The 17,538-nt window shown below is 62.6% G+C and carries 17 protein-coding genes and 5 pseudogenes; 7 read left to right on the top strand and 15 right to left on the bottom strand.

Annotated elements, in window-relative coordinates; all coding sequences use genetic code 11:
• Positions 1-17 precede the first annotated feature (17 nt).
• Positions 18-479 carry a hypothetical protein gene (locus AC1Q6V_RS25400; protein ID WP_454750768.1) on the bottom strand — a complete coding sequence of 154 codons (462 nt, stop codon included), beginning with the start codon at positions 477-479 and terminating at the stop codon, positions 18-20.
• 226 nt (positions 480-705) lie between these two features.
• Here AC1Q6V_RS25400 and AC1Q6V_RS25395 point away from each other — a divergent pair, with 226 nt between their 5' ends.
• From AC1Q6V_RS25395 to AC1Q6V_RS25385, 3 genes are all read left to right on the top strand, one after another.
• Positions 706-1,470 (top strand): enoyl-CoA hydratase-related protein, encoded by a 765-nt coding sequence (locus AC1Q6V_RS25395; RefSeq protein WP_454750769.1) that lies wholly within the window; start codon positions 706-708, stop codon positions 1,468-1,470.
• Positions 1,471-1,562: 92 nt separating this feature from the next.
• On the top strand, positions 1,563-1,973 hold the full coding sequence (locus tag AC1Q6V_RS25390; protein WP_439669868.1) for an LIC_13387 family protein: 411 nt from the start codon (positions 1,563-1,565) through the stop codon (positions 1,971-1,973).
• 307 nt (positions 1,974-2,280) lie between these two features.
• Positions 2,281-3,384 carry a porin gene (locus AC1Q6V_RS25385; protein ID WP_454750770.1) on the top strand — a complete coding sequence of 368 codons (1,104 nt, stop codon included), beginning with the start codon at positions 2,281-2,283 and terminating at the stop codon, positions 3,382-3,384.
• A 239-nt stretch (positions 3,385-3,623) separates the two neighbouring features.
• Here the strand turns inward: AC1Q6V_RS25385 and AC1Q6V_RS25380 are convergent, their stop codons facing one another.
• The 6 genes from AC1Q6V_RS25380 to AC1Q6V_RS25355 form a co-directional block, all read right to left on the bottom strand.
• Entirely contained in the window at positions 3,624-4,721 is a 1,098-nt protein-coding gene (locus AC1Q6V_RS25380; RefSeq protein WP_492316405.1) for an IS5 family transposase, read from the bottom strand.
• 118 nt (positions 4,722-4,839) lie between these two features.
• Positions 4,840-5,391 carry a DUF2889 domain-containing protein gene (locus AC1Q6V_RS25375; RefSeq protein ID WP_439669865.1) on the bottom strand — a complete coding sequence of 184 codons (552 nt, stop codon included), beginning with the start codon at positions 5,389-5,391 and terminating at the stop codon, positions 4,840-4,842.
• An 85-nt stretch (positions 5,392-5,476) separates the two neighbouring features.
• Positions 5,477-5,752, bottom strand: a complete 276-nt coding sequence (locus AC1Q6V_RS25370; RefSeq protein ID WP_439669864.1) for a putative quinol monooxygenase — start codon at positions 5,750-5,752, stop codon at positions 5,477-5,479.
• Positions 5,753-5,878: 126 nt separating this feature from the next.
• Positions 5,879-7,528, bottom strand: a complete 1,650-nt coding sequence (locus AC1Q6V_RS25365; RefSeq protein WP_439669863.1) for an AMP-binding protein — start codon at positions 7,526-7,528, stop codon at positions 5,879-5,881.
• Positions 7,529-7,753: 225 nt separating this feature from the next.
• Complete coding sequence (locus AC1Q6V_RS25360; protein WP_439669862.1) at positions 7,754-8,932, bottom strand: acetyl-CoA C-acyltransferase; 1,179 nt, start codon at positions 8,930-8,932, stop codon at positions 7,754-7,756.
• 19 nt (positions 8,933-8,951) lie between these two features.
• Positions 8,952-11,039, bottom strand: coding sequence for a 3-hydroxyacyl-CoA dehydrogenase NAD-binding domain-containing protein (locus AC1Q6V_RS25355; RefSeq protein ID WP_454749734.1), 2,088 nt, complete (start codon positions 11,037-11,039; stop codon positions 8,952-8,954).
• Between the two features lie 247 nt (positions 11,040-11,286).
• Here AC1Q6V_RS25355 and AC1Q6V_RS25350 point away from each other — a divergent pair, with 247 nt between their 5' ends.
• Positions 11,287-11,769, top strand: coding sequence for a flavodoxin domain-containing protein (locus AC1Q6V_RS25350; protein WP_439669861.1), 483 nt, complete (start codon positions 11,287-11,289; stop codon positions 11,767-11,769).
• 126 nt (positions 11,770-11,895) lie between these two features.
• Here AC1Q6V_RS25350 and AC1Q6V_RS25345 read toward each other — a convergent pair.
• Both AC1Q6V_RS25345 and AC1Q6V_RS25340 read right to left on the bottom strand, forming a co-directional pair.
• Positions 11,896-12,168, bottom strand: a pseudogene (locus AC1Q6V_RS25345) (DUF2274 domain-containing protein).
• Positions 12,159-12,612: pseudogene (locus tag AC1Q6V_RS25340) on the bottom strand (TraB/TrbI/VirB10 family type IV secretion system protein); the annotation flags it as partial. The pseudogenes AC1Q6V_RS25340 and AC1Q6V_RS25345, both read right to left, overlap by 10 nt.
• Positions 12,613-12,858: 246 nt before the next feature.
• On the opposite strand from AC1Q6V_RS25340, the gene AC1Q6V_RS25335 reads away from it, so the two are divergent.
• Together AC1Q6V_RS25335 and AC1Q6V_RS25330 are read left to right on the top strand one after the other, a co-directional pair.
• Complete coding sequence (locus tag AC1Q6V_RS25335; protein ID WP_439669860.1) at positions 12,859-13,161, top strand: DUF736 family protein; 303 nt, start codon at positions 12,859-12,861, stop codon at positions 13,159-13,161.
• Between the two features lie 60 nt (positions 13,162-13,221).
• Positions 13,222-13,491 (top strand): annotated as a pseudogene (locus tag AC1Q6V_RS25330) (transposase family protein); the annotation flags it as partial.
• Here AC1Q6V_RS25330 and AC1Q6V_RS25325 read toward each other — a convergent pair.
• Positions 13,476-13,670, bottom strand: a pseudogene (locus tag AC1Q6V_RS25325) (IS1595 family transposase); the annotation flags it as partial. The pseudogenes AC1Q6V_RS25330 and AC1Q6V_RS25325 sit on opposite strands and share 16 nt — an antisense overlap.
• A gap of 192 nt (positions 13,671-13,862) precedes the next feature.
• Here AC1Q6V_RS25325 and AC1Q6V_RS25320 point away from each other — a divergent pair.
• Positions 13,863-14,327 carry a GNAT family N-acetyltransferase gene (locus tag AC1Q6V_RS25320; RefSeq protein ID WP_492316406.1) on the top strand — a complete coding sequence of 155 codons (465 nt, stop codon included), beginning with the start codon at positions 13,863-13,865 and terminating at the stop codon, positions 14,325-14,327.
• A gap of 10 nt (positions 14,328-14,337) precedes the next feature.
• Here the strand turns inward: AC1Q6V_RS25320 and AC1Q6V_RS25315 are convergent.
• The 5 genes and pseudogenes from AC1Q6V_RS25315 to AC1Q6V_RS25295 all read right to left on the bottom strand — a co-directional run.
• Positions 14,338-14,577, bottom strand: a pseudogene (locus AC1Q6V_RS25315) (transposase); the annotation flags it as partial.
• On the bottom strand, positions 14,565-14,789 hold the full coding sequence (locus AC1Q6V_RS25310) for a hypothetical protein (protein ID WP_439670035.1): 225 nt from the start codon (positions 14,787-14,789) through the stop codon (positions 14,565-14,567). The pseudogene AC1Q6V_RS25315 and the gene AC1Q6V_RS25310, both read right to left, overlap by 13 nt.
• Positions 14,786-15,118 (bottom strand): hypothetical protein, encoded by a 333-nt coding sequence (locus AC1Q6V_RS25305; RefSeq protein WP_454749728.1) that lies wholly within the window; start codon positions 15,116-15,118, stop codon positions 14,786-14,788. The genes AC1Q6V_RS25310 and AC1Q6V_RS25305 overlap by 4 nt, the downstream gene beginning before the upstream one ends.
• A 485-nt stretch (positions 15,119-15,603) precedes the next feature.
• The gene (locus AC1Q6V_RS25300) at positions 15,604-15,732 is read right to left on the bottom strand and encodes a hypothetical protein (RefSeq protein WP_439669858.1); all 129 of its coding nucleotides are present in this window, start codon (positions 15,730-15,732) and stop codon (positions 15,604-15,606) included.
• Between the two features lie 211 nt (positions 15,733-15,943).
• A complete protein-coding gene (locus AC1Q6V_RS25295; protein ID WP_439669857.1) occupies positions 15,944-17,428 on the bottom strand; it encodes an SLC13 family permease in 1,485 nt (494 codons plus the stop codon).
• Positions 17,429-17,538: the final 110 nt, after the last annotated feature.

Genomic DNA, 17,538 nt, shown 5'->3' with positions numbered 1-17,538 from the left:
CGTTGCCGCCTTCGCCATCACGAATTCTCCTTGGGTGCACCGATTATATCGGCCGCCGCGCAGGCGGCAAGCGTGTCACTGGCGTTGGCCGCCGCGGCCAGAGCCAGCTGCAGCTGGCCGCGCAGCGCGCCGAAGCGCTCGACCGCGTCCTCGAAAGCGTCGCGCGCGCTGGCGTAGCGTTCGATGATGTCCGGGTGCGGCCCCAGGGCAACGATGTCGGCATGGATCGCGTCGCACTGGTTGAGCAGGCGGTCGAGCTGGATGCGGTCGCGCATGTACTGCCTGGCGAGTTGAGCGGCAGCGGTGTCGAGCGCCGCATAGGTGGGAACGTGGCAGCCGGGCGCGCAAGGGAAGTCCGCCTGCAGGCGGCTCCATTCGGCGTCGAAGACGAGTGGCACCTGCGTCTGCGCATCGGCGCGGTAGCCGAAGCGCGCCAGTTGTTGCCGGCGTCCGTGTTCATTCCAGGCGGGGTGGTTCATACCGTCTCCATGTAATACAACTATGTTGTTTAAAATACATTGTTTGTATTATACTGACCCTGCGCGCCTTGCACACGCTTTGCGCCGGTTTGATCGCCATCCGCGCCTCCCAGATACATGGCAACGCGGAGAAATGGCAGAGCAGACCTGAGAAGGTATTTCCTCCTGAAACGAACCGAAGGGATACGCGTCCCAGCGGTCAGAAATCAAAGGTGAGCCAGCAATCATGGCAGTCGAAACATCTCACATCGCGGTCGCGGTATCGGACCACGTCATGCATATCACCTTGAATCGCCCGGAAAAGAAGAATGCGATGACAAGGCAGATGTACATCGCTATTGCGGAGCATCTGAAGCACGCGGCAGACAGCGCGGAGATCGCCGCGGTGCTGGTGACAGGCGCCGGCGCCTCATTCTCTGTCGGCAACGACCTCGCCGACTTTATCGACGCGCCGGACGACCTGTCCACCTCCCCCGCGTTTGCCTTCCTGGAAGCCATCAGCACATTTCCGAAGCCATTGCTGGCCGCGGCGCAGGGACATGTGATTGGCGTTGGCATGACCTTCCTGCTGCATTGCGACCTTGTGCTGGCCGCGCCCTCGATACAAGCAAGCGTGCCCTTTGTCCAGCTTGGCCTTTGCCCCGAAGCCGCCTCCAGCTATTTGCTGCCGGCATTGCTGGGGCATCAGCGCGCGATCGCGAGCTTTCTTCTGGGGGAGAGCATGTCCGCCACGCAGCTGGCCGAAGCCGGTCTGGTTTACAAGGTGGTGGACGAAGACGCCTTGCCCAGGGCCGCGAAGGCATTGGCCGCCACGCTGGCGTCGCTCCCGCTGCAAGCCGTCATGACCACGAAGAAGCTATTGAGAAGCCATGCCGCGCCAGCTGTCAAGGCCGCCCTCGCCGCCGAAGCAAAGGAATTCCAACGCCTGATGAAAAGCGCGGAAGCACAGGAAAGATTCCGCGCTTTTCAACAGCGCGTCCGCACTGCCTAGCGCGCCACGCGCTGATGGTGCTCCGCAGCCGAAGCCCCCTGGCGCGGCACCAGATCCGGCAGTAATCCAGCCATCCATTGAAAGGAGACATCTTGGGAGAAATCCTGATCTCGGTCAGTGCATCGATCATGTTGGCGCTCGGCGCCGTGCACCTGGCATACACCTTCGCCTCACGCAAATTCCACCCCAAAGACCAGAACACAGCCGTTCTGATGCAGGCTTCCTCTCCGGTCATTTCCGGCCAGACAACTATGTGGAAGGCATGGATCGGCTTCAACGCCAGCCATAGCTTCGGCGCGATCCTGTTCGGGCTCTTCTACTTGTACCTGGCGCAAGCTGCTCCTGGGCTACTGACGGCATCCTTGTTTCTCCAGCTTGTCGGCGCATCCGCCCTAGCGGCGTATGTCGTCGTCGCGAAGCGCTACTGGTTCCGTACGCCGCTGCTAGGCATTTCGCTCGCCTTTTCGCTGTATCTCGCCGGCGCGATTGCGCTGGCGTCATAACCGGGCGCAACTCGGCACGCGCGGGCCTGCTCTACCGGGCAGCGCCCGCGGCGGTCCGCCGGCGCTTGTCATGCCATGTGTCCACTGCGAAGCGATCGCTACGCAGACACGCCCGCTCTCAACAAGGGAATAGCCGGTCAGCCGCCGCACCGGACTGGCTTCGGGGCGCCCCCCAACGCTCGCGCCGATCAGGCGAGGGATCAGGACAGGCACATGGCGAAACCCTTCCTATCAAGGGAGTGCGCGCGTTGCTCCAAGTCTTGCAAGCTTGACCAGAAGATCAATCATATAAATGACGGAGGAGAACATGAGAACCCTGGCACGAATCTGCGCATCAGCCACGCTGTGCACCCCTGCGCTTGCCTGCGCCCAGAATGTCCTGCTAGGCGGTCAGATCAAACTGGGTCTGGATGCCACGTCGGTAAGCGGGGCAATAAATCCCGGCGGAACGGCGTCGCGCGTATTCCGGGAAAGCAACCAGACCAGCTTCTTCTTTCTCGATGGAAAGGAAGATCTCGGCAACGGCACGAAAGCACTCTACCATCTCGAATGGGACTTCTCCGCCGACAGCGGCGCGCAGGGCGCGGGCCGGGCCTTCTATGTTGGCGTGGATAGCGCAACGTTCGGGCGTCTGCAGTTGGGCCGGCAGACCGTGTACTTCAGCCATCACTGGTTCATTACCGACACACACGGCGCATTCGACGCAGCGCCCAGCGCCGCCAACTCACTGAATGTGATCGGCTCCATCAATGGCGCCAACTTCGCGGGTAATTACCTCAACAACACCATACGCTACGAAACGCCGGCTTTCGGCGGCTTCGCGGTGATGGCATCGTACTCTTTTGATGCCGAGCAGCCCGGCGCGGGCCGCAATCATACCTGGTACCTCAGCCCCAGCTACACCAAAGGCCCGTTGAGTCTTGGCTTCTACCATATGCAGCGAAACAGCCAGGGCATCCTGCCCTTGCAAACGGTAGGATCGCTCGACCAGACCGCCGACAAGTTCGCCATTAGCTACACATACAACGGCTTGCGCCTCGGGGCCGTGGTGGATCGCAACCGCGTCGACGACAGAGCGACCGGCAGCAGGCAGGATCGCATTGCCTTCTCCGTTCCGCTAAGCTACGCGACCGGTCCGCATCTGTTCTCCCTGACCTACGGACAGGCCCTGCCGGTGCACCAGAACGCCGGCACATTGGCCGATACCGGCGCACGCATGTTGTCGGTCAGCTATCAATACAGCCTGAGCAGGCGCAGCTGGCTGGACGTGTCAGCGATTGAGCTGCGCAACCAGAGCAATGGCCGTTACAACTTCTGGCTGGGCGGGCTCAACGGCTCCTCGCCATTGCCCTTGCAGGACGCCGACGCACGGGTGCGCATGTTCTACGCCGGCATCAAGCACCAATTCTGACGGCAAGGATGGCTACCCGAATCGCTTGCGCGCGTGCTCGGTGTAGCCATCCGCGTCGCCATTACCGCCATCCGGCAAGCGTGCCGGCTCCGGATTTGATCCTCTAGTACTCGCCGCACACACGGTATGCTTTCCGCCTGTACAGGTGAGCACTGCTTGATTTCACAATCCGGAAGCTACGCGCCCCAGAATCGAGTTTTTCGGCTATTGGGCGCCCATTTCCGGCTTTCTTTTCCCGCTTACTGCAACTGCGGACGGATTTTTCCCAGCGAACGCATGCGCACGAGGTTGTAGGCGACCATGCTCAGCACGAACATCTGGTCGACTCGCTTCAGTCCGCGCACCATCACCTGGCGCATGCGCCCGACCGTCTTGACCCAGCCAAAGCCTTGCTCGATCAGCTTGCGCTTTCGCTGCGAGATGGCATAGCCCTCGCTACGGGCAATGGCATCAGGAACGGCCGAGCGCCGACCCGAGGTGTTTTGCGCGACATGCGGCGTCACTTTCATCTCCAGGCACGCCTGAATGAACTCCTGCGCGTCGTAGCCCTTGTCTGCACCCACTGTGATTTCGGTGTCCGGGTCGACCGTTGCCTGCCGGGCGTCGTTGAGCATGACCTTCGCAGCCTCGCGCTCGGCGTGTCCATCGGCGGTGCTCACCAGGGCGCTGACTACCAGGCCGTGGCGGTTGTCGCTCAGGGTATGGCCCATGTAGCGCAGCTCGCTGCCAGTCTTGCCTTTGCGATAGAGCTTCGCATCGGGATCGCTCGTGGACTCATGCGTCTCGTTGCTACGCTTGTGCCCCCTGAAGTCGCCACTATCGTCGTCGCCGTCGCTGCAATCCTTGCGAACAAAGCTCTTGTGGCCTGCCCACGCCTGAATCAGCGTGCCGTCCACGCTGAAGTGCTCGCCCGACAGCCAGTTCTTCTTCTGTGCAAGGGCCAGCACCTCGTTGAAGAATTCAATCACCGCATCGTGCTGGATCAGGCGCGCCCGGTTCTTGGTGAAGACCGTGGGCACCCACACTGCGTCGTCCATCGACAACCCGATGAACCAGCGAAACAGCAGGTTGTACTGCGTCTGCTCCATCAGTTGACGCTCGGACCGGATGCTGTAGAGCACCTGCAGCAACATCGCTCTCAGCAGCTTCTCCGGCGCGATGCTCGGGCGGCCGCCCTTGATGTCGGCCTCATACATCCCCGCGAACAGCCGATCCATCTTCGCCAAGGCCTGATTGACCATGGTGCGGATCGGGCGAAGTGGATGGGACTTGGGCACGAAATCGTCCAGCCGCTGCATGGTGAACAAGCTTTCCGTGAAGGTGTCTGCGCCGCGCATGCGATGTTGGAGAGTGAATCGTGTCGAGGTCTCAGATCAACGTTTCGACCTGTCGATGCGCTGACTCGGGGTCGAGGTACTTCAGCAGCCTGCTAGGGCACCAGCCAACCAATCCTTGTCATTTGACTGAGGAGGCAACATGCCACTTGGGAAAATACGTCTTCACGATGTCGCCATCCGCACGCAAGGAATGGCATTGATCAATGGGAAACGGGCGCACGTCCGCAGTCTGGAAACTAAAACTCTCCTCCGCCATGCCCTGGATGACTGCCGTCGGCAGTATTGCCGCCAGTTCGTTCAGGTGCGTGCAGCCATTAATCCCACCGGTCCGCTCGGCGAGCCCGCGGCGGAACTGCCTGAACACGTTTAACCCGGTCAGCAGTTCGTAGACATCGGCTGCCGATTCACAGCTTCCCGGGTAGGGCACGCGGTCGGAAACCGCACCTGCAGCGAGGATGTTGAATTCTCCGTCCATGACCAGGCGAACCGTCATGCGATGTATCGGCCTTCCTGCCACATGCACGCCGTTTGGCGCGAGAACATCGTGGGTCTTGACATCCTGGAGGGAGGCATCGATCTCCCAATTGCCATCCTGCCGCCGGAACACCTCGATGCTGATCGAGCGCGTATGCCGCAGCGTGCGGTCGCGGTCGGATAGTGGTAAAGCCATGATTGCCGATCCGTGGCTGGTTGGCGCCCGAAAGCGATGCCTCCGTGCGCCCGGTAGAAAGTTCGAACTGTAACCCTGCCGCTGTTCAGGCTTCGATCCAGGCCTTGAATGCCGGTGGCACCTCCCAGAGCGCGGCCAGAGCATCTAGCCCGCTGCGCAAGTGCGCGGATTCGCGATGCCTGGCGAAGGCCGCCTTGTCCTCCCACTTCTCAAGGAGGAAGTAGGACGCCTTGTCGCCTTTGGCCCGGTAATAGCAGTAGCTTACGCAGCCTTGTTCCGCGCGGCTGCTCGCTGCGAGCGCATCGAGTATCCCGATGGCTGCTTGTTCTCCGTTTTCCTTGATCTGCAAATCAGTGGTCATGATGACCGTGCCGCTGCCTGGCATCGCATTGACTCCCATAATCTTCGCTCAATAATTTGAATGTGGAAAGCAAGCGACAACGCGCCGTCGCCGCCTGCCTGACTTTGCATTTGACGGCCAGCCTGCTTACCCGGCCCTCTCCCGCTCCTCCTCGCGCAGGGCAAGACGGGAGATCTTTCCCGCGGCGGTCTTCGGCAAGACCTCCCGCATCTCGAACAGCTTCGGCATTTCCATCGGCGACAGGCGGTTGGTCAGAAAGATACGCAATTCATCGACATCCAGCGTCGCCCCGGGACGCAAGCTATAAAACGCCTTCGCGGTTTCGCCGCGATAGGGATCGGGAATGCCGATCACGGCCACCTCGCTTACCGCCGGATGCTCGCAGACCGCGGCTTCGATCGCGGTAGGAAACAGCTTGTAGCCGCTGGCGATGATGACGTCTTTCAACCGGTCGACAATCTCGATGAATCCATTGGCATCCATCCTGCCGATGTCGCCCGTGCGCAGGAAGCCGTCCGCTGTCATGACTGCCTGCGTCTCCTCGGGACGATTCCAGTAGCCCTTCATGACCTGCGGCCCCGCAGCGCAGATTTCACCTGCCTCCCCGGCTGGCAGCACCAGCGCGGAATTGGCAGGATCGCGGATCTGAATCTGTGTGCCCAGAATCGGAATTCCAATGGAGTTCGCTGAGCCCTCTGCGCAGTCAGGCATCATCGTCAGTCCCGGACTGCATTCGCTCAGTCCGTAGCCTTGGCGGATACGCACACCGAAGCGCTCCATGAATCGCACACCGGTTTCTGGCGGAAGCGGACCACCGCCCGCCATCACCTGGGTCATCCCGCGCCAGTTGACCTTGTCCGCGTCGGGATGATCCAGAAAAGCCGTATAGATGGTCGGGACGGCCGCGAGATTGGTCACGCCGCGCTCGATGCATAGCGCGATGGCCGCGCCGATATCGAACTTCGGCATCAGCACTAGCTCGGCGGCAACGGCGAGGCCGAGATGCATCAGCAATGTCGTGCCTGTGATATGAAAGAGCGGGAGCGGAACCAGGAAGACCTCCCTTCCCTCCCTCAGCCCGCTCATCATCAGCCTGGCCTGCTGTGTGTTGATCCAGAAATTGTTGTGCGTCAGCATCGCGAACTTGGGCGTTCCAGTGGTGCCTCCCGTTGCCTGCAAGGCAGCGAGATCTTCCAGCGGATCAATCGCAACGGCTTGCGGATGGCCCGCGTTTGCCAGAATCGAAGCCAGTGAGATCATGCGTGGCGCCATGGTCGGCGCTGGCGTATCGGCACCAGGCAGCAGATCCGAGGCATCCATGCGGACAACGATCACCGAATCGACCACGTCCTGCTCCAGACACGCCAATGCCGTGTCGAGCAAGCCGGGAAGATCCGCCACGACTAGGACGCGCGCTCCGCTATTGCGCAGCTGCGTCGCGATCATGAGCGTGGGATAAAGCGGATTGATCGCTACGGCTACCGCTCCTACCTGAAGCGCGGCGTAGTAGCCGATCACAAAACCCGGATGATTGGGCATGAGCAGGGCGATCCGGTCGCCCTTGCGCAGGCCATGCGCTTGCAGGCCTGCCGCTGCGCGCTGCACCAGATCCAGTGTTTGCGCATAGCTTAGCGTGAGGCTGCCAAAGCTCAGGCAGTTCCGCTCGGGATACCGGCTCGCCGAACGGGTGAACAAGGTTACCGGCGATCCTGGATCCTCCCGATAGGACGCCAGGGCGCCGGCTGGATAGAACCTGTTCCAGGCATTCTGTTCCATTTGCGATGTCTCCTTTTTCTACTTTTCCATTCCCGCTCTCATGAAGCCATGGGACCACCCACAACGCAATGCCTACCGCATCCAAGAGTTGGAGTCGGTAATCCGTCAATCCATCGTTGCCGTGGCTCATGGCTCCTCTTGGGATTGCGGGGGCCATTCCGTCTCATCAACCTACGGAGGCCCTCCACGTCTCCTGTGCTAAAACCGGCGCCTTGCCTTGCGGGCTCAGCAGACTTCGAAAAGACCCGCGGCACCCATGCCCATGCCGACGCACATCGTGACGACGACATACTTCACGCCACGCCGTTTCCCTTCGATCAACGCATGTCCAACCTGACGCGCGCCCGTGGCGCCATAGGGGTGGCCGATTGCGATCGAGCCGCCATTGACGTTCAGGCGCTCCTCCGGAATACCAAGGCGATCCTGGCAGTACAGCACCTGAACCGCAAACGCTTCATTCAACTCCCACAAGCCGATGTCATCCATCTTGAGGCCCGCGCGCTGGAGCAGGCGCGGCACGGCGAACACCGGCCCGATGCCCATTTCGTCAGGTTCGCACCCCGCGACCGCGAAGCCGCGGTAGATACCTAGGGGTTCAAGGCCTTTTCTCTGTGCCAGCACGCCGTCCATCATCACGCACGCTGAAGCGCCATCGGAAAACTGGCTGGCGTTCCCTGCCGCTACAACACCCCCCTCGAAAGCCGGCTTGATGTTGGAAACGCTGGCGTACGTGGTATCCGGACGAATGCCCTCGTCGGCCGAGATCGTGATCGTCTCTTCCACCGTTTCTCCGGTTTCCTTGTTAGTCAGCTGTTTTACGGTTGTCATCGGGACAATCTCGTCGGAAAACTTGCCAGCCCGCTGTGCGGCGGCAGCACGGATCTGGCTGTTGACGCCATACTCATCCTGGCGCTGGCGCGAGATGTTGTATCGCTTCGCCACGATCTCCGCGGTCTGCAGCATGGAGAGATAGGCCGACGGTCTGTGCTCTGCGAGCCACGCTTCGTGCAGCATGTGCATATTCAACTGGTTCTGCACACAGGAGATCGATTCGACGCCCCCCGCAACGATCACCGGCACGCCATCGGTAACGATGCTCTGCGCGGCCATCGCAATGGCCTGCAAGCCGGACGAACAGAAGCGGTTGACCGTGACGCCACTGGCCGTGACCGGCAAGCCCGCGCGCAGCGCGCTTTGCCGTGCGATATTGAGGCCGTTTGCCGCCTCCGGGTTGCCACATCCGAGAATCAGGTCTTCCACTTCCTGCGGGTCGAGACCGGCGCGCTCCACCGCGTGCCTGACCACGTGCCCGCCCATGGTCGCGCCGTGCGTCATATTGAAAGCGCCGCGCCATGCCTTTCCCCAGCCCGTGCGTGCGGTCGAAACGATCACTGCATCCTTCATACTTTCTGTCTCCTTTCATTTAGTTAAAAATGCCGTTGGTATCGGCCAGTTCGAGCAGCAAGCGGTGCGGCCGCCAGAACGCCGGGTCCGAGCCGGCACGTTCCCGAAATCGCTCCATCGATGCGATGACTTCGCGCAGGCCCAGCGTGTTCGCGTAGTACATGGGGCCGCCTCGGAATGCCGGGAATCCGTATCCGAGCAGATAGACGGCATCGATGTCAGACGCCCGCTGCGCAATGCGTTCGTCCAGGATCGCCGCGCCTTCATTGACGAGCGCAAGCATGCAGCGCGACACAATCTCCTCGTCGGAGATCTGCCTGCGGGGCCTGCCGATCTCCGCGGAATAGCCCTCAATCAGGTCGCGGACAGCGTCGTCCGGCTTGCCTTCCCGGGCGCCCGGCTCATATCGGTAATAGCCAGCCCCGGTCTTCTGGCCGAAACGCCCCAGCTCGCAGAGACGATCCGGCAAGCCGGAATACACCACGTCGGGCGCCTCGACGTAGCGGCGCTTGCGTACGCTCCACAACACGTCTAATCCGGTCAGGTCACCTGCGCGGAACGGTCCCATTGCCATCCCCCAGGCTTCAAGCGCACGGTCTACCTGCTCGGGCAGCGCCCCTTCTTCCAGTAGAAAATAGGCCTGGCGCAGATACGGGTCGATCATCCGGTTGCCAATAAAGCCGTCGCAGACGCCAGACACGACACCGGTCTTCTTCAGACGCTTGGCAAGCTTCATCACCGTCGCCAGGACTTCCGGCGAGGTCTCCCTCGCCCTGACCACCTCCAGCAAGGGCATCACGTTCGCCGGCACGAAGAAGTGCATGCCCACCACGTCGGCAGGCCTGGCCGTTGCCGCGGCGATCTTGTCGAGGTCCAGCGTTGAAGTATTGCTGGCAAGAATGGCACCGGGCTTGCAGACCATGTCCAGTTGCCTGAAGACAGCGGCTTTCGCATCCATGTCTTCGTAGACCGCTTCCACCACCACGTCGGCATCGCGCAGTTCTTCATAAGACAGCGTAGGCTGGATCAGCGCCAGGCGCTTGTCGCAATCCGCCTGCGAGAGCTTGCCGCGCCGTACCGACCCTTCGTAGTTCGCACGGATCACCGCCAACCCGCGCTCCAGCGCGTCGCTCTTCATCTCCAGCAAGCGAACCGGCATGCCGGCATTGGCAAACGTCATGGCAATACCCGCGCCCATGGTGCCAGCGCCCACGACGGCCGCCGCTCGGAGCTGGCGGATTTCGGCCTGCGCCGGCAGGCCGGCTATCTTCGCGGCCGTTCGCTCGGCGAGGAAGGCATGCCTGAGGGCGCCGGAAGCCGGACTGTCGAACAGCTTCATGAACGCTTCACGTTCGAACGCAAGGCCAGCGTCCACTGGCAAAGCTGCCGCCGCCCGCAGGCACGCGATACACGCGTTCACGGCAGGCGGCCACTGTCCTTTGCTGTCGGCTCGCTGCGCCAGTTCCTGCAGGAATAGCGGCGATTCCGGCGCCAGTACGGCGCGGTCGCGCAGCAAAGACGCTTTCATGCCCTCACCTACAATCCGGTGCGCGAGCCCCACGCAAGCCTCCAGCAGATTCTGCTCGACCACCAGGTCGAACAAGCCGGCCAGGCTCGGCGCATCGGCCCTGACGGGATCGCCGCTGCAGATCATCCTGGCGGCCGCCTCAAGGCCAATCGCACGCGGAAGGCGTTGCGTGCCGCCGGCACCGGGAATCAGACCAAGCTTGATCTCCGGCAGAGCGATACGGCTACCCGCAATCGCCACCCGGTAGCGCGCGGCCATGGCGAGTTCCAGCCCACCGCCCATGGCCAGCCCTGCAATGCCCGCTATCACGGGCTTGGCACTGGCCTCGACGGCCGCCATCACGGCATGGATCGACGGCTCCGAGAAGGCCTGCTCGGTATCGAATTCGCTGATATCCGCACCGGCACTGAACACCTCTCCCGCGCCAACCAGCACGATTGCCGACACCTCCGGCATGCTGTCGATCCGGCTGATCGTTTCGATCAGCCGGCGCCTTAATGCAACGTTGAGACTGTTCATCGGCGGATTTCCCAACTCGACGATAGCCACCCCATCCAGGATTTCTTTCAACACAGGCACGCGCTCCTTTCTCAATGCGTTAGCAGGTAAATCACACATGGCACTCCCGTGCCATTCGTTGCATACGCCGAGATCGACCGACGCATGGCGGGGACTGCCCATCACGCGAGCCACGGTACAGCAAGGCTGCTTGATTTCATCTGCCTCCTCCAATCGACCGACTCGATGACATAATACAAATTTATGTTACAAGGTAGACAGTTTTGTATTACATTGCAAGGACTCAGTGAATTACGGAACCTCACCCATGGCAGGCGTTCTCATCCTTGTAGGCTCTCAATCCGGCAACGCCTCCCTCGTCGCCGACCTCGCCGCGGAGCGGCTACAGGAGCTCGGCTTGGCCAGCCACTTCGCCGACCCCCAGCGGGACACCCCCCTCATCCTTGCCCAGACTTCTGCACTGCTCGTCTGTTGCGCCACCCACGGCGCGGGCGATGTGCCAGATCCCATTCGCACCTTCTACGCACAGTTGCTGGCCGCCACCATCGACCTGTGCCACGTGCGTTACGGCATGATTGCGCTAGGCGACCGGACCTATGCAGAAACCTTCTGCGGGGGAGGCCGCAGGATCGACGAGGCGCTGGCGTCGAAAGGCGCCATTCGAATCGGAAGCCGCCTAGAGATCGATGCTTCCAGGATATCTTTCCCCGACGAGCCTGCCCTCGCCTGGCTTGAAGACTGGGTACCGGTCTTGCTGGCTGCGACGCAAGGTACTGCGACACGTCGGTAACCCTAAGCAACCCTTCCGGGAGCAAGGGAAGTCCCTTCGCGGGCAAAGCCTGACCGGCGAGCACCGCCCACCGGCACGGCTGGCCTGTTCGTTGACGAACGGGGCCAGCGCACATTGGAGATCGCGTCAAAGTGGGGGGTGACTAAGCGGCAACCCTTTCTTGTCAGTCGACATGCCAGCGCGAGCTGAAGTCTGGTGGTCGGTGCTATCTCGCCGGAATGCTCTATCCCGTGTCATGAATGTCTCCAGCATGCGCGGGATCAGCGCTATCGCATCAACTGCCTCGCCATAGGTCTATTCATGCAGCACTGCATACTGATCGAGGTCTGCCTTGAGGCTGGCCGGACGCGAAAAGGTAAGCTTGCTGTTCTCGGTCTTGGGCGACGGCCTCAGCCACAGCTTGCGCGAGAGGTCCCCTGATTGAAGGACTGCCGCTGGTACGGCCGCAGCACCAGATCGCGGCTGACGATGATGCGCACGGGCAGTCCAGGCCGCTCCGTCAACGTAGGTTGGATATTGAGATTGCGCTAGGCAATTTCCCGCCCAGCCTTGTTCGCGCTGTCCTGTAGGTTCCGCGCCCGGCAATGACGACGCGATCGGCGCGGGCAGCTCGGCGCCGACACCAAGCAGGGTCGTCAGCCAATGCCAATTGGTGCCATCCTCCAGACCGGCATAGCCGGCATGATCCGTGCTGGCCAGGTCGTGCAGCGCAAGTAAGGACGTGTCCGGCAGGATAATTCGGTTCCACGCCATCTGAACCTGGCCCTGTCCATAGCTCCATACTTGGACATTCAGAGCTGGTGACGGCTCGGGTGAAACTCCAGGAACAATGAATCCGCCGGTTACCCCAAACGCTGAGCCGCGAGGCGAGGCGGCACCTGCCAGCACGAAGGTGGGAGGCGCTAGGGACGGATGGGTACGACCAACAAACGTGAACGTCCGCATAGGCACCGTCATCGAGAACAAGCCAAACGTGCTGACAGGCTTGAACTAAAAGGTGTGCGGCAGGCATGGTCTTAGCTACGTGGGCCATCATGGACATTACGCCGCCGGTACCGTAGTACGGGTTCGCCCCATCCAGAGATTCATGTGGAACTGGGTAAGCCCGACACGCCGCCGGCGACGGCAGGCGAACGAGGGCTCCACCGAAACGGTCGCACCGTGACGCTCAACGTCAAGGCTTCATCTCCAACGACAAGACTAGCGACATCGCCCCCGATTTACCGCATCCAGGCCGCCGGCGCGGCATGGAAGGAAATAAGCCAATCCGAGCGGCCCTACCTATCCGTGACCGTCGATCCTTCATTTCCGGCAACGATCAACGCCCGGCTGATCAAGGAAGAACATAGTACGCGCAACCTGATCTGGTCGCGCAGCAAGCCGGCGGCCTGACGCTCCCCCCACAAACGCGCCGCCCGTCGTGGAGGGGCGCAGTTGCTGCTACCTCCAGAAATGGGCAAGGACTACCCCAGCAACTGGAACGAGTTTCTGGACCGGTTTGGGACGCAAGAAGCCTGCCCGTCATACCTGGAGGCATGGCGGTGGCCGCAGGATTTCATTTGTCCCGATTGCGGCGTGGCAGCCGAGCCTTATCGGCCGAGTCGCACTCGCCTAATGTTCCCCAGTTGCAGCCACTAAACGACGGTGACCGCAGGCACGATATTTGACAAGACCCGCACTCCACTGCGTGCGGAGCTGGCCGGCGTGCTCGTCTGGTTCCTGCGATTTGCGGCCGAGATATGAACTTCTCGGTCCCCGACGGCCAGATGGGCTTCGTCAACCTCAACACGTCCGCTCAAGCGTACGCGGTCCGGTCGCACCATGGCTCGCCAGAACCGATGCAGCATTGTCCAGGCGATCTGAAGTGCGCTGACGCATTGTTTCTGATTGGTCAGATACCACAGAACTGTATATCCACAATGGTGTATCCTTTTAGCTTCAGTGCTTCAAAAAATTCTGGATATATATACATATATAGCGATATTGGCAAGGAAGCGCTGCGCTTGTCGCTCACTGGCTCAAAATGCTAGAAAGCCGTCGTAGGCAGCAATACCACCTTCCGCCCATCCGCTCAAGCGAGAGCAGCTTTGCACATGCCAGGGTTCAGTGTTTTGAAGGCCGCCCCCTCCCAAGCCACCGAGATCAGTCAGCTTATTCAAGGGGTCGCTCACTACTTTCTGGGCGAGCCGAGAGGCGAGGCTGCGCAGCCCTTCCTCGCGACTTTCGAGCCGGCTGCGATCGCCGCTCTCATCACCGACCCCGCTTGCAAGTACTTCGTCGCTGTGGAGTCCGGCTTGCTTGTCGCAGTTTGCGCGATAAAGGATGGCAAACACATCTATCACTTGTTTGTTGCGCCCGAGGCGCAAGGCCGGGGCGTCGCTCGCGCGCTGTGGGAGTACGCGCGTGCCGATGCTGAGCTGGACGGAGCTACTGGCCGCTTCACTGTCAACTCATCTCTCCACGCCGTACCTGTCTATGAAAGGCTCGGGTTCCATGCGATTGACTCTGTGCAAGAGAGGAACGGTGTTCGGTTTGTGCCTATGGCGTCAGTACGTTGACTTGTCGAGGTGTTCGTCGATTGAAGCGAAAGACGCAGTCGTCCAGGTAGGCGTCCAAATGCTCGAACTGAACCGAGCCGTGATGCGAGCCGAGAATCCAGCGTTTGACCAGTGAGGCGACCCGATGCACGACGGCCATGGAGACATGCGCCGGCACTTCGGCGCCACGCATCACATTTCGTTGATGGTCGTAGACCAGCTTGCTCAAGGAGCGGTAGGCTGCCGAACCGTCAGTTCTTACCTGAGCACCAAGACCCCGGCGTCCGGCACGGTATAGGTGGCGCGCAGACCGACGGCGTGGCCTTTGCCCAGCACGCTGGTGCCGTTCACCGTGGCCACATTGCTGTCGGACAGATAGCCCGACGCTTCCACGCTCCAGTTGCTGCCGCGGATCGGCGCCACATGGGAGCCGAACCACACCTGGGTCTGGTTCAGGTCCTGCGGCGCGCCGAAGAAGCTCACTGAAGCGCTATGACCCAGCTGCCAGAGGTTGTCGTGGCCCAGCGAGGCAAACGCGCGCAGCTCCTTTCGGCGCTGTAGCCGTTGTTCAGGCCAACGCTGGCGCGCCACGGACTGCTGTCGTCGACCGTCAGGTCGACGTCCATGGTGCCCGGCATCGCGCCCTGCCGCACCAGCGGCACCACCGGGCGCTTGACACTGCGGTTCAACGCTGTCAGCTCCGTCTGCGCCTGCGAGAAGCCGAACACAACCCCTTCCGCCGACGCCGGCACCACCTCGCGCACCTCCAGCGGCGAGTTGTACTCGGCACCGACCACGCGCACGCGGCCCACGCGGGTTGGTCTCGCTGACCTGCAGGATCACGACTCCGTCGGTGACCTGCTGTTCCGGCAAGTCAACGTAGACCGATTGATTGCCCTTGGCCTGGTAGACCGCGCATGCCATCTCGGAAAACCTGACCGTCGTCACGCGCAATGTGCGCGACTTCGCCGCATATCCCGGGCTGCGGCTCGAGGACTGGAGCCCACCGGCACTGGGCTGACATCGTGGCCGTAGTTCGCACAGATGCTCAACGCCCCGGGCGCTTGGCGACCACAGGACGTAACGTCGTGGGCACGCCCGTTGACGTGGCATCTTCCGCAGCCGGCCCTCGCACCTCCCGCGGCTGGCGCAGCGGCGCGATGCCTTCCGGTTCCCGCCAGGCCACGCCATTGTCATAGCCGGTGGACACGGCTTCGAGGTAGCCGGGGGCGAATTTATGTTCAGGAGTGACAGCCGCTGCTACGGGAGCGGCGGGCTGCGAGGCTTCGGCTTGAGCTCAGGCGAAGCTGTTCAGGCACAGCCCCAGCACGCGCAGCAGCACGACGGCGCGGCGGGTGCGGTACAGCAGTTTCTTTTGCGGGCGCGAGGCGGCCTGCCCGCGTTGGCACGGGGACTCGGGGTTCATCGGTGTTCTCCGGGGAAGCCTTTGCTGGCGGGTGGGACAACGAGCATGGGCGCCGCGCTCGCTGTCCATTCCGCAATGACCGTGCCACCACCACTACGCCGTCCGCAGCGGGGTGTCGCGCACTTTCCCGGGCCTTTCCCACCACCATTCGTTGGCGCAGGGCCGACGGTCAGCCAATAGCTGTCGGCATCGTCCAACACCGCCGCGATCCTCAGGGCAGGTACCCGAGCAGCCGCCACCACAGGTAATCGAGCGGCAGCAACACCACCACCGTGATGGCCGCCAATGCCAGGCACAGCCGCGTGCCATGGCGCAGCCCGACCCCGCCCAGCTGCATCGCGATCACGATCGGCGGCGATTGGTAGGGAAAGAACACCGTGGAGAACACCGGCACCTGCAGCATCAGCACCGTCTCCAGCGGCAAGCCGGTGGCGCTGGCAAACTCTCGCGCCAGCGGAGACAACACCGCCGGCAGGCTCGGCAGCGTGGTCATCAGGCCCATGCTGGCACCCACGGCGCCAAGCGCGCCGACGTTCGCTACCGTGTTCCCCGGCGACAGCTGCAGCCAGTTCAGCAGCGCGTGGCTGACGGCAGTGCCCAGTCCGGTCGACTCGACCACCGCGCCAAGGCCGAGGAAGCCCGCCACATAGAGCAGCGGCACCAGGTGAACCTGCTCGGCCAGCGCCCTGGAAGAGACCAGCCCCACGCCCGGCAACAGGCAGACGATGCTGGCGGCCAGCGCGATCCAGGCCGGCGAGATGCCATGCAGCGCGTCGGTGGCAAAGCCCACTACGGCGATCGCCAGGATGACCGCCAGCAGCCGCTCCTGCCGGCCCATCGGCGCGCGCGCTGCCGCCGGCGCCGCGGCCAGCGGTGCGTCATGCGGAAACAGCCGGCACACCAGCCAGACCAGCAGCACGGTCTTGAGCAGCCCGAGGATCGGGAAGTGCAGCAGCAGGTAGCCGCCGTAGCTGAGGTTGATGCCGTACAGCGAACTGGCCGCGCCCAGCAGCACGCTGTTGGGGATATTGGCGGGCAGGATGGTGGTCGGCGGCATATAGCTGGCCGCGGCCACCGTCAGCACCAGGCCGATGCGGCCGTTGGAGCCGGGCGCCAGGCCCACGCGGTCTGCCAGCGCCAGCACGATGGGTATCAGCAGCAGCACGCGGCCGGTGGTGGACGGCATCAGGAACGCGAGGCCCACGGCGCTGGCCGCCACCAGCGCGACCAGTTGCGTATACCCACGTACCCGCCGCTGGAAGATGGCGTCGGCCAGCCGCAGCGCCAGCCCGCTGTTGCGCAGCGCCACGCCGGTGACGGCGCCGCCGAACATCAGCCACCACGCGGGCGAGGCAAAGCCGCTGAACACCACCTTGGGCGGGGCAATCTGGAACACCACAGCGGACAGGAAGAACAGCAGCGTGGCGGTGGGCTCGGGCAAGGCGTCGAGCGCCCAGCAGCACACGGTGGACAACACCAGCGCCGCGGCCCAGACCAGCGCCAGCGGCGCGCCGATGGCATGGCCGGCGCCCGACACCAGCGCGATACACGCGCCGATGGCGAAGGCGGCCCTGGTGGATTGGCGCAGGCCAGGGTCGGAAACGGTGTCCCGCACCGGGGCACCGGCGGCGGCCAGCGTGGCATCCGGGCCGCTCAGGCCGAAACGCGCCGCGGCGCGGCGTACGAATGGAGGCATGGAAGAACATCTCGTCTGCGGCGCCGGTCCCATGCCGCGCGCTTTCGGCGGGCCGGTGCCTGTTCTGCAATTGGCCGGTCCCGTTTCCGGTCGCGGCCGCTCGATGTCAG

Source organism: Cupriavidus sp. GW823-FHT07B10 (genome assembly GCF_058794355.1).
The sequence above is the reverse complement of the archived record's forward strand: the minus strand, read 5'-3'. Positions and strand labels throughout refer to the sequence as shown.

Coding starts and splice junctions, on each gene's coding strand:
- AC1Q6V_RS25350 (WP_439669861.1), top strand. CDS start 11,287: ATGGCAGGCGTTCTCATCCTTGTAGGCTCTCAATCCGGCAACGCCTCC.
- AC1Q6V_RS25300 (WP_439669858.1), bottom strand. CDS start 15,732: ATGAACCCCGAGTCCCCGTGCCAACGCGGGCAGGCCGCCTCGCGCCCG.
- AC1Q6V_RS25360 (WP_439669862.1), bottom strand. CDS start 8,932: ATGAAGGATGCAGTGATCGTTTCGACCGCACGCACGGGCTGGGGAAAG.
- AC1Q6V_RS25380 (WP_492316405.1), bottom strand. CDS start 4,721: ATGCGCGGCGCAGACACCTTCACGGAAAGCTTGTTCACCATGCAGCGG.
- AC1Q6V_RS25295 (WP_439669857.1), bottom strand. CDS start 17,428: ATGCCTCCATTCGTACGCCGCGCCGCGGCGCGTTTCGGCCTGAGCGGC.
- AC1Q6V_RS25400 (WP_454750768.1), bottom strand. CDS start 479: ATGAACCACCCCGCCTGGAATGAACACGGACGCCGGCAACAACTGGCG.
- AC1Q6V_RS25320 (WP_492316406.1), top strand. CDS start 13,863: ATGCCAGGGTTCAGTGTTTTGAAGGCCGCCCCCTCCCAAGCCACCGAG.
- AC1Q6V_RS25395 (WP_454750769.1), top strand. CDS start 706: ATGGCAGTCGAAACATCTCACATCGCGGTCGCGGTATCGGACCACGTC.
- AC1Q6V_RS25370 (WP_439669864.1), bottom strand. CDS start 5,752: ATGACCACTGATTTGCAGATCAAGGAAAACGGAGAACAAGCAGCCATC.
- AC1Q6V_RS25365 (WP_439669863.1), bottom strand. CDS start 7,528: ATGGAACAGAATGCCTGGAACAGGTTCTATCCAGCCGGCGCCCTGGCG.
- AC1Q6V_RS25375 (WP_439669865.1), bottom strand. CDS start 5,391: ATGGCTTTACCACTATCCGACCGCGACCGCACGCTGCGGCATACGCGC.
- AC1Q6V_RS25385 (WP_454750770.1), top strand. CDS start 2,281: ATGAGAACCCTGGCACGAATCTGCGCATCAGCCACGCTGTGCACCCCT.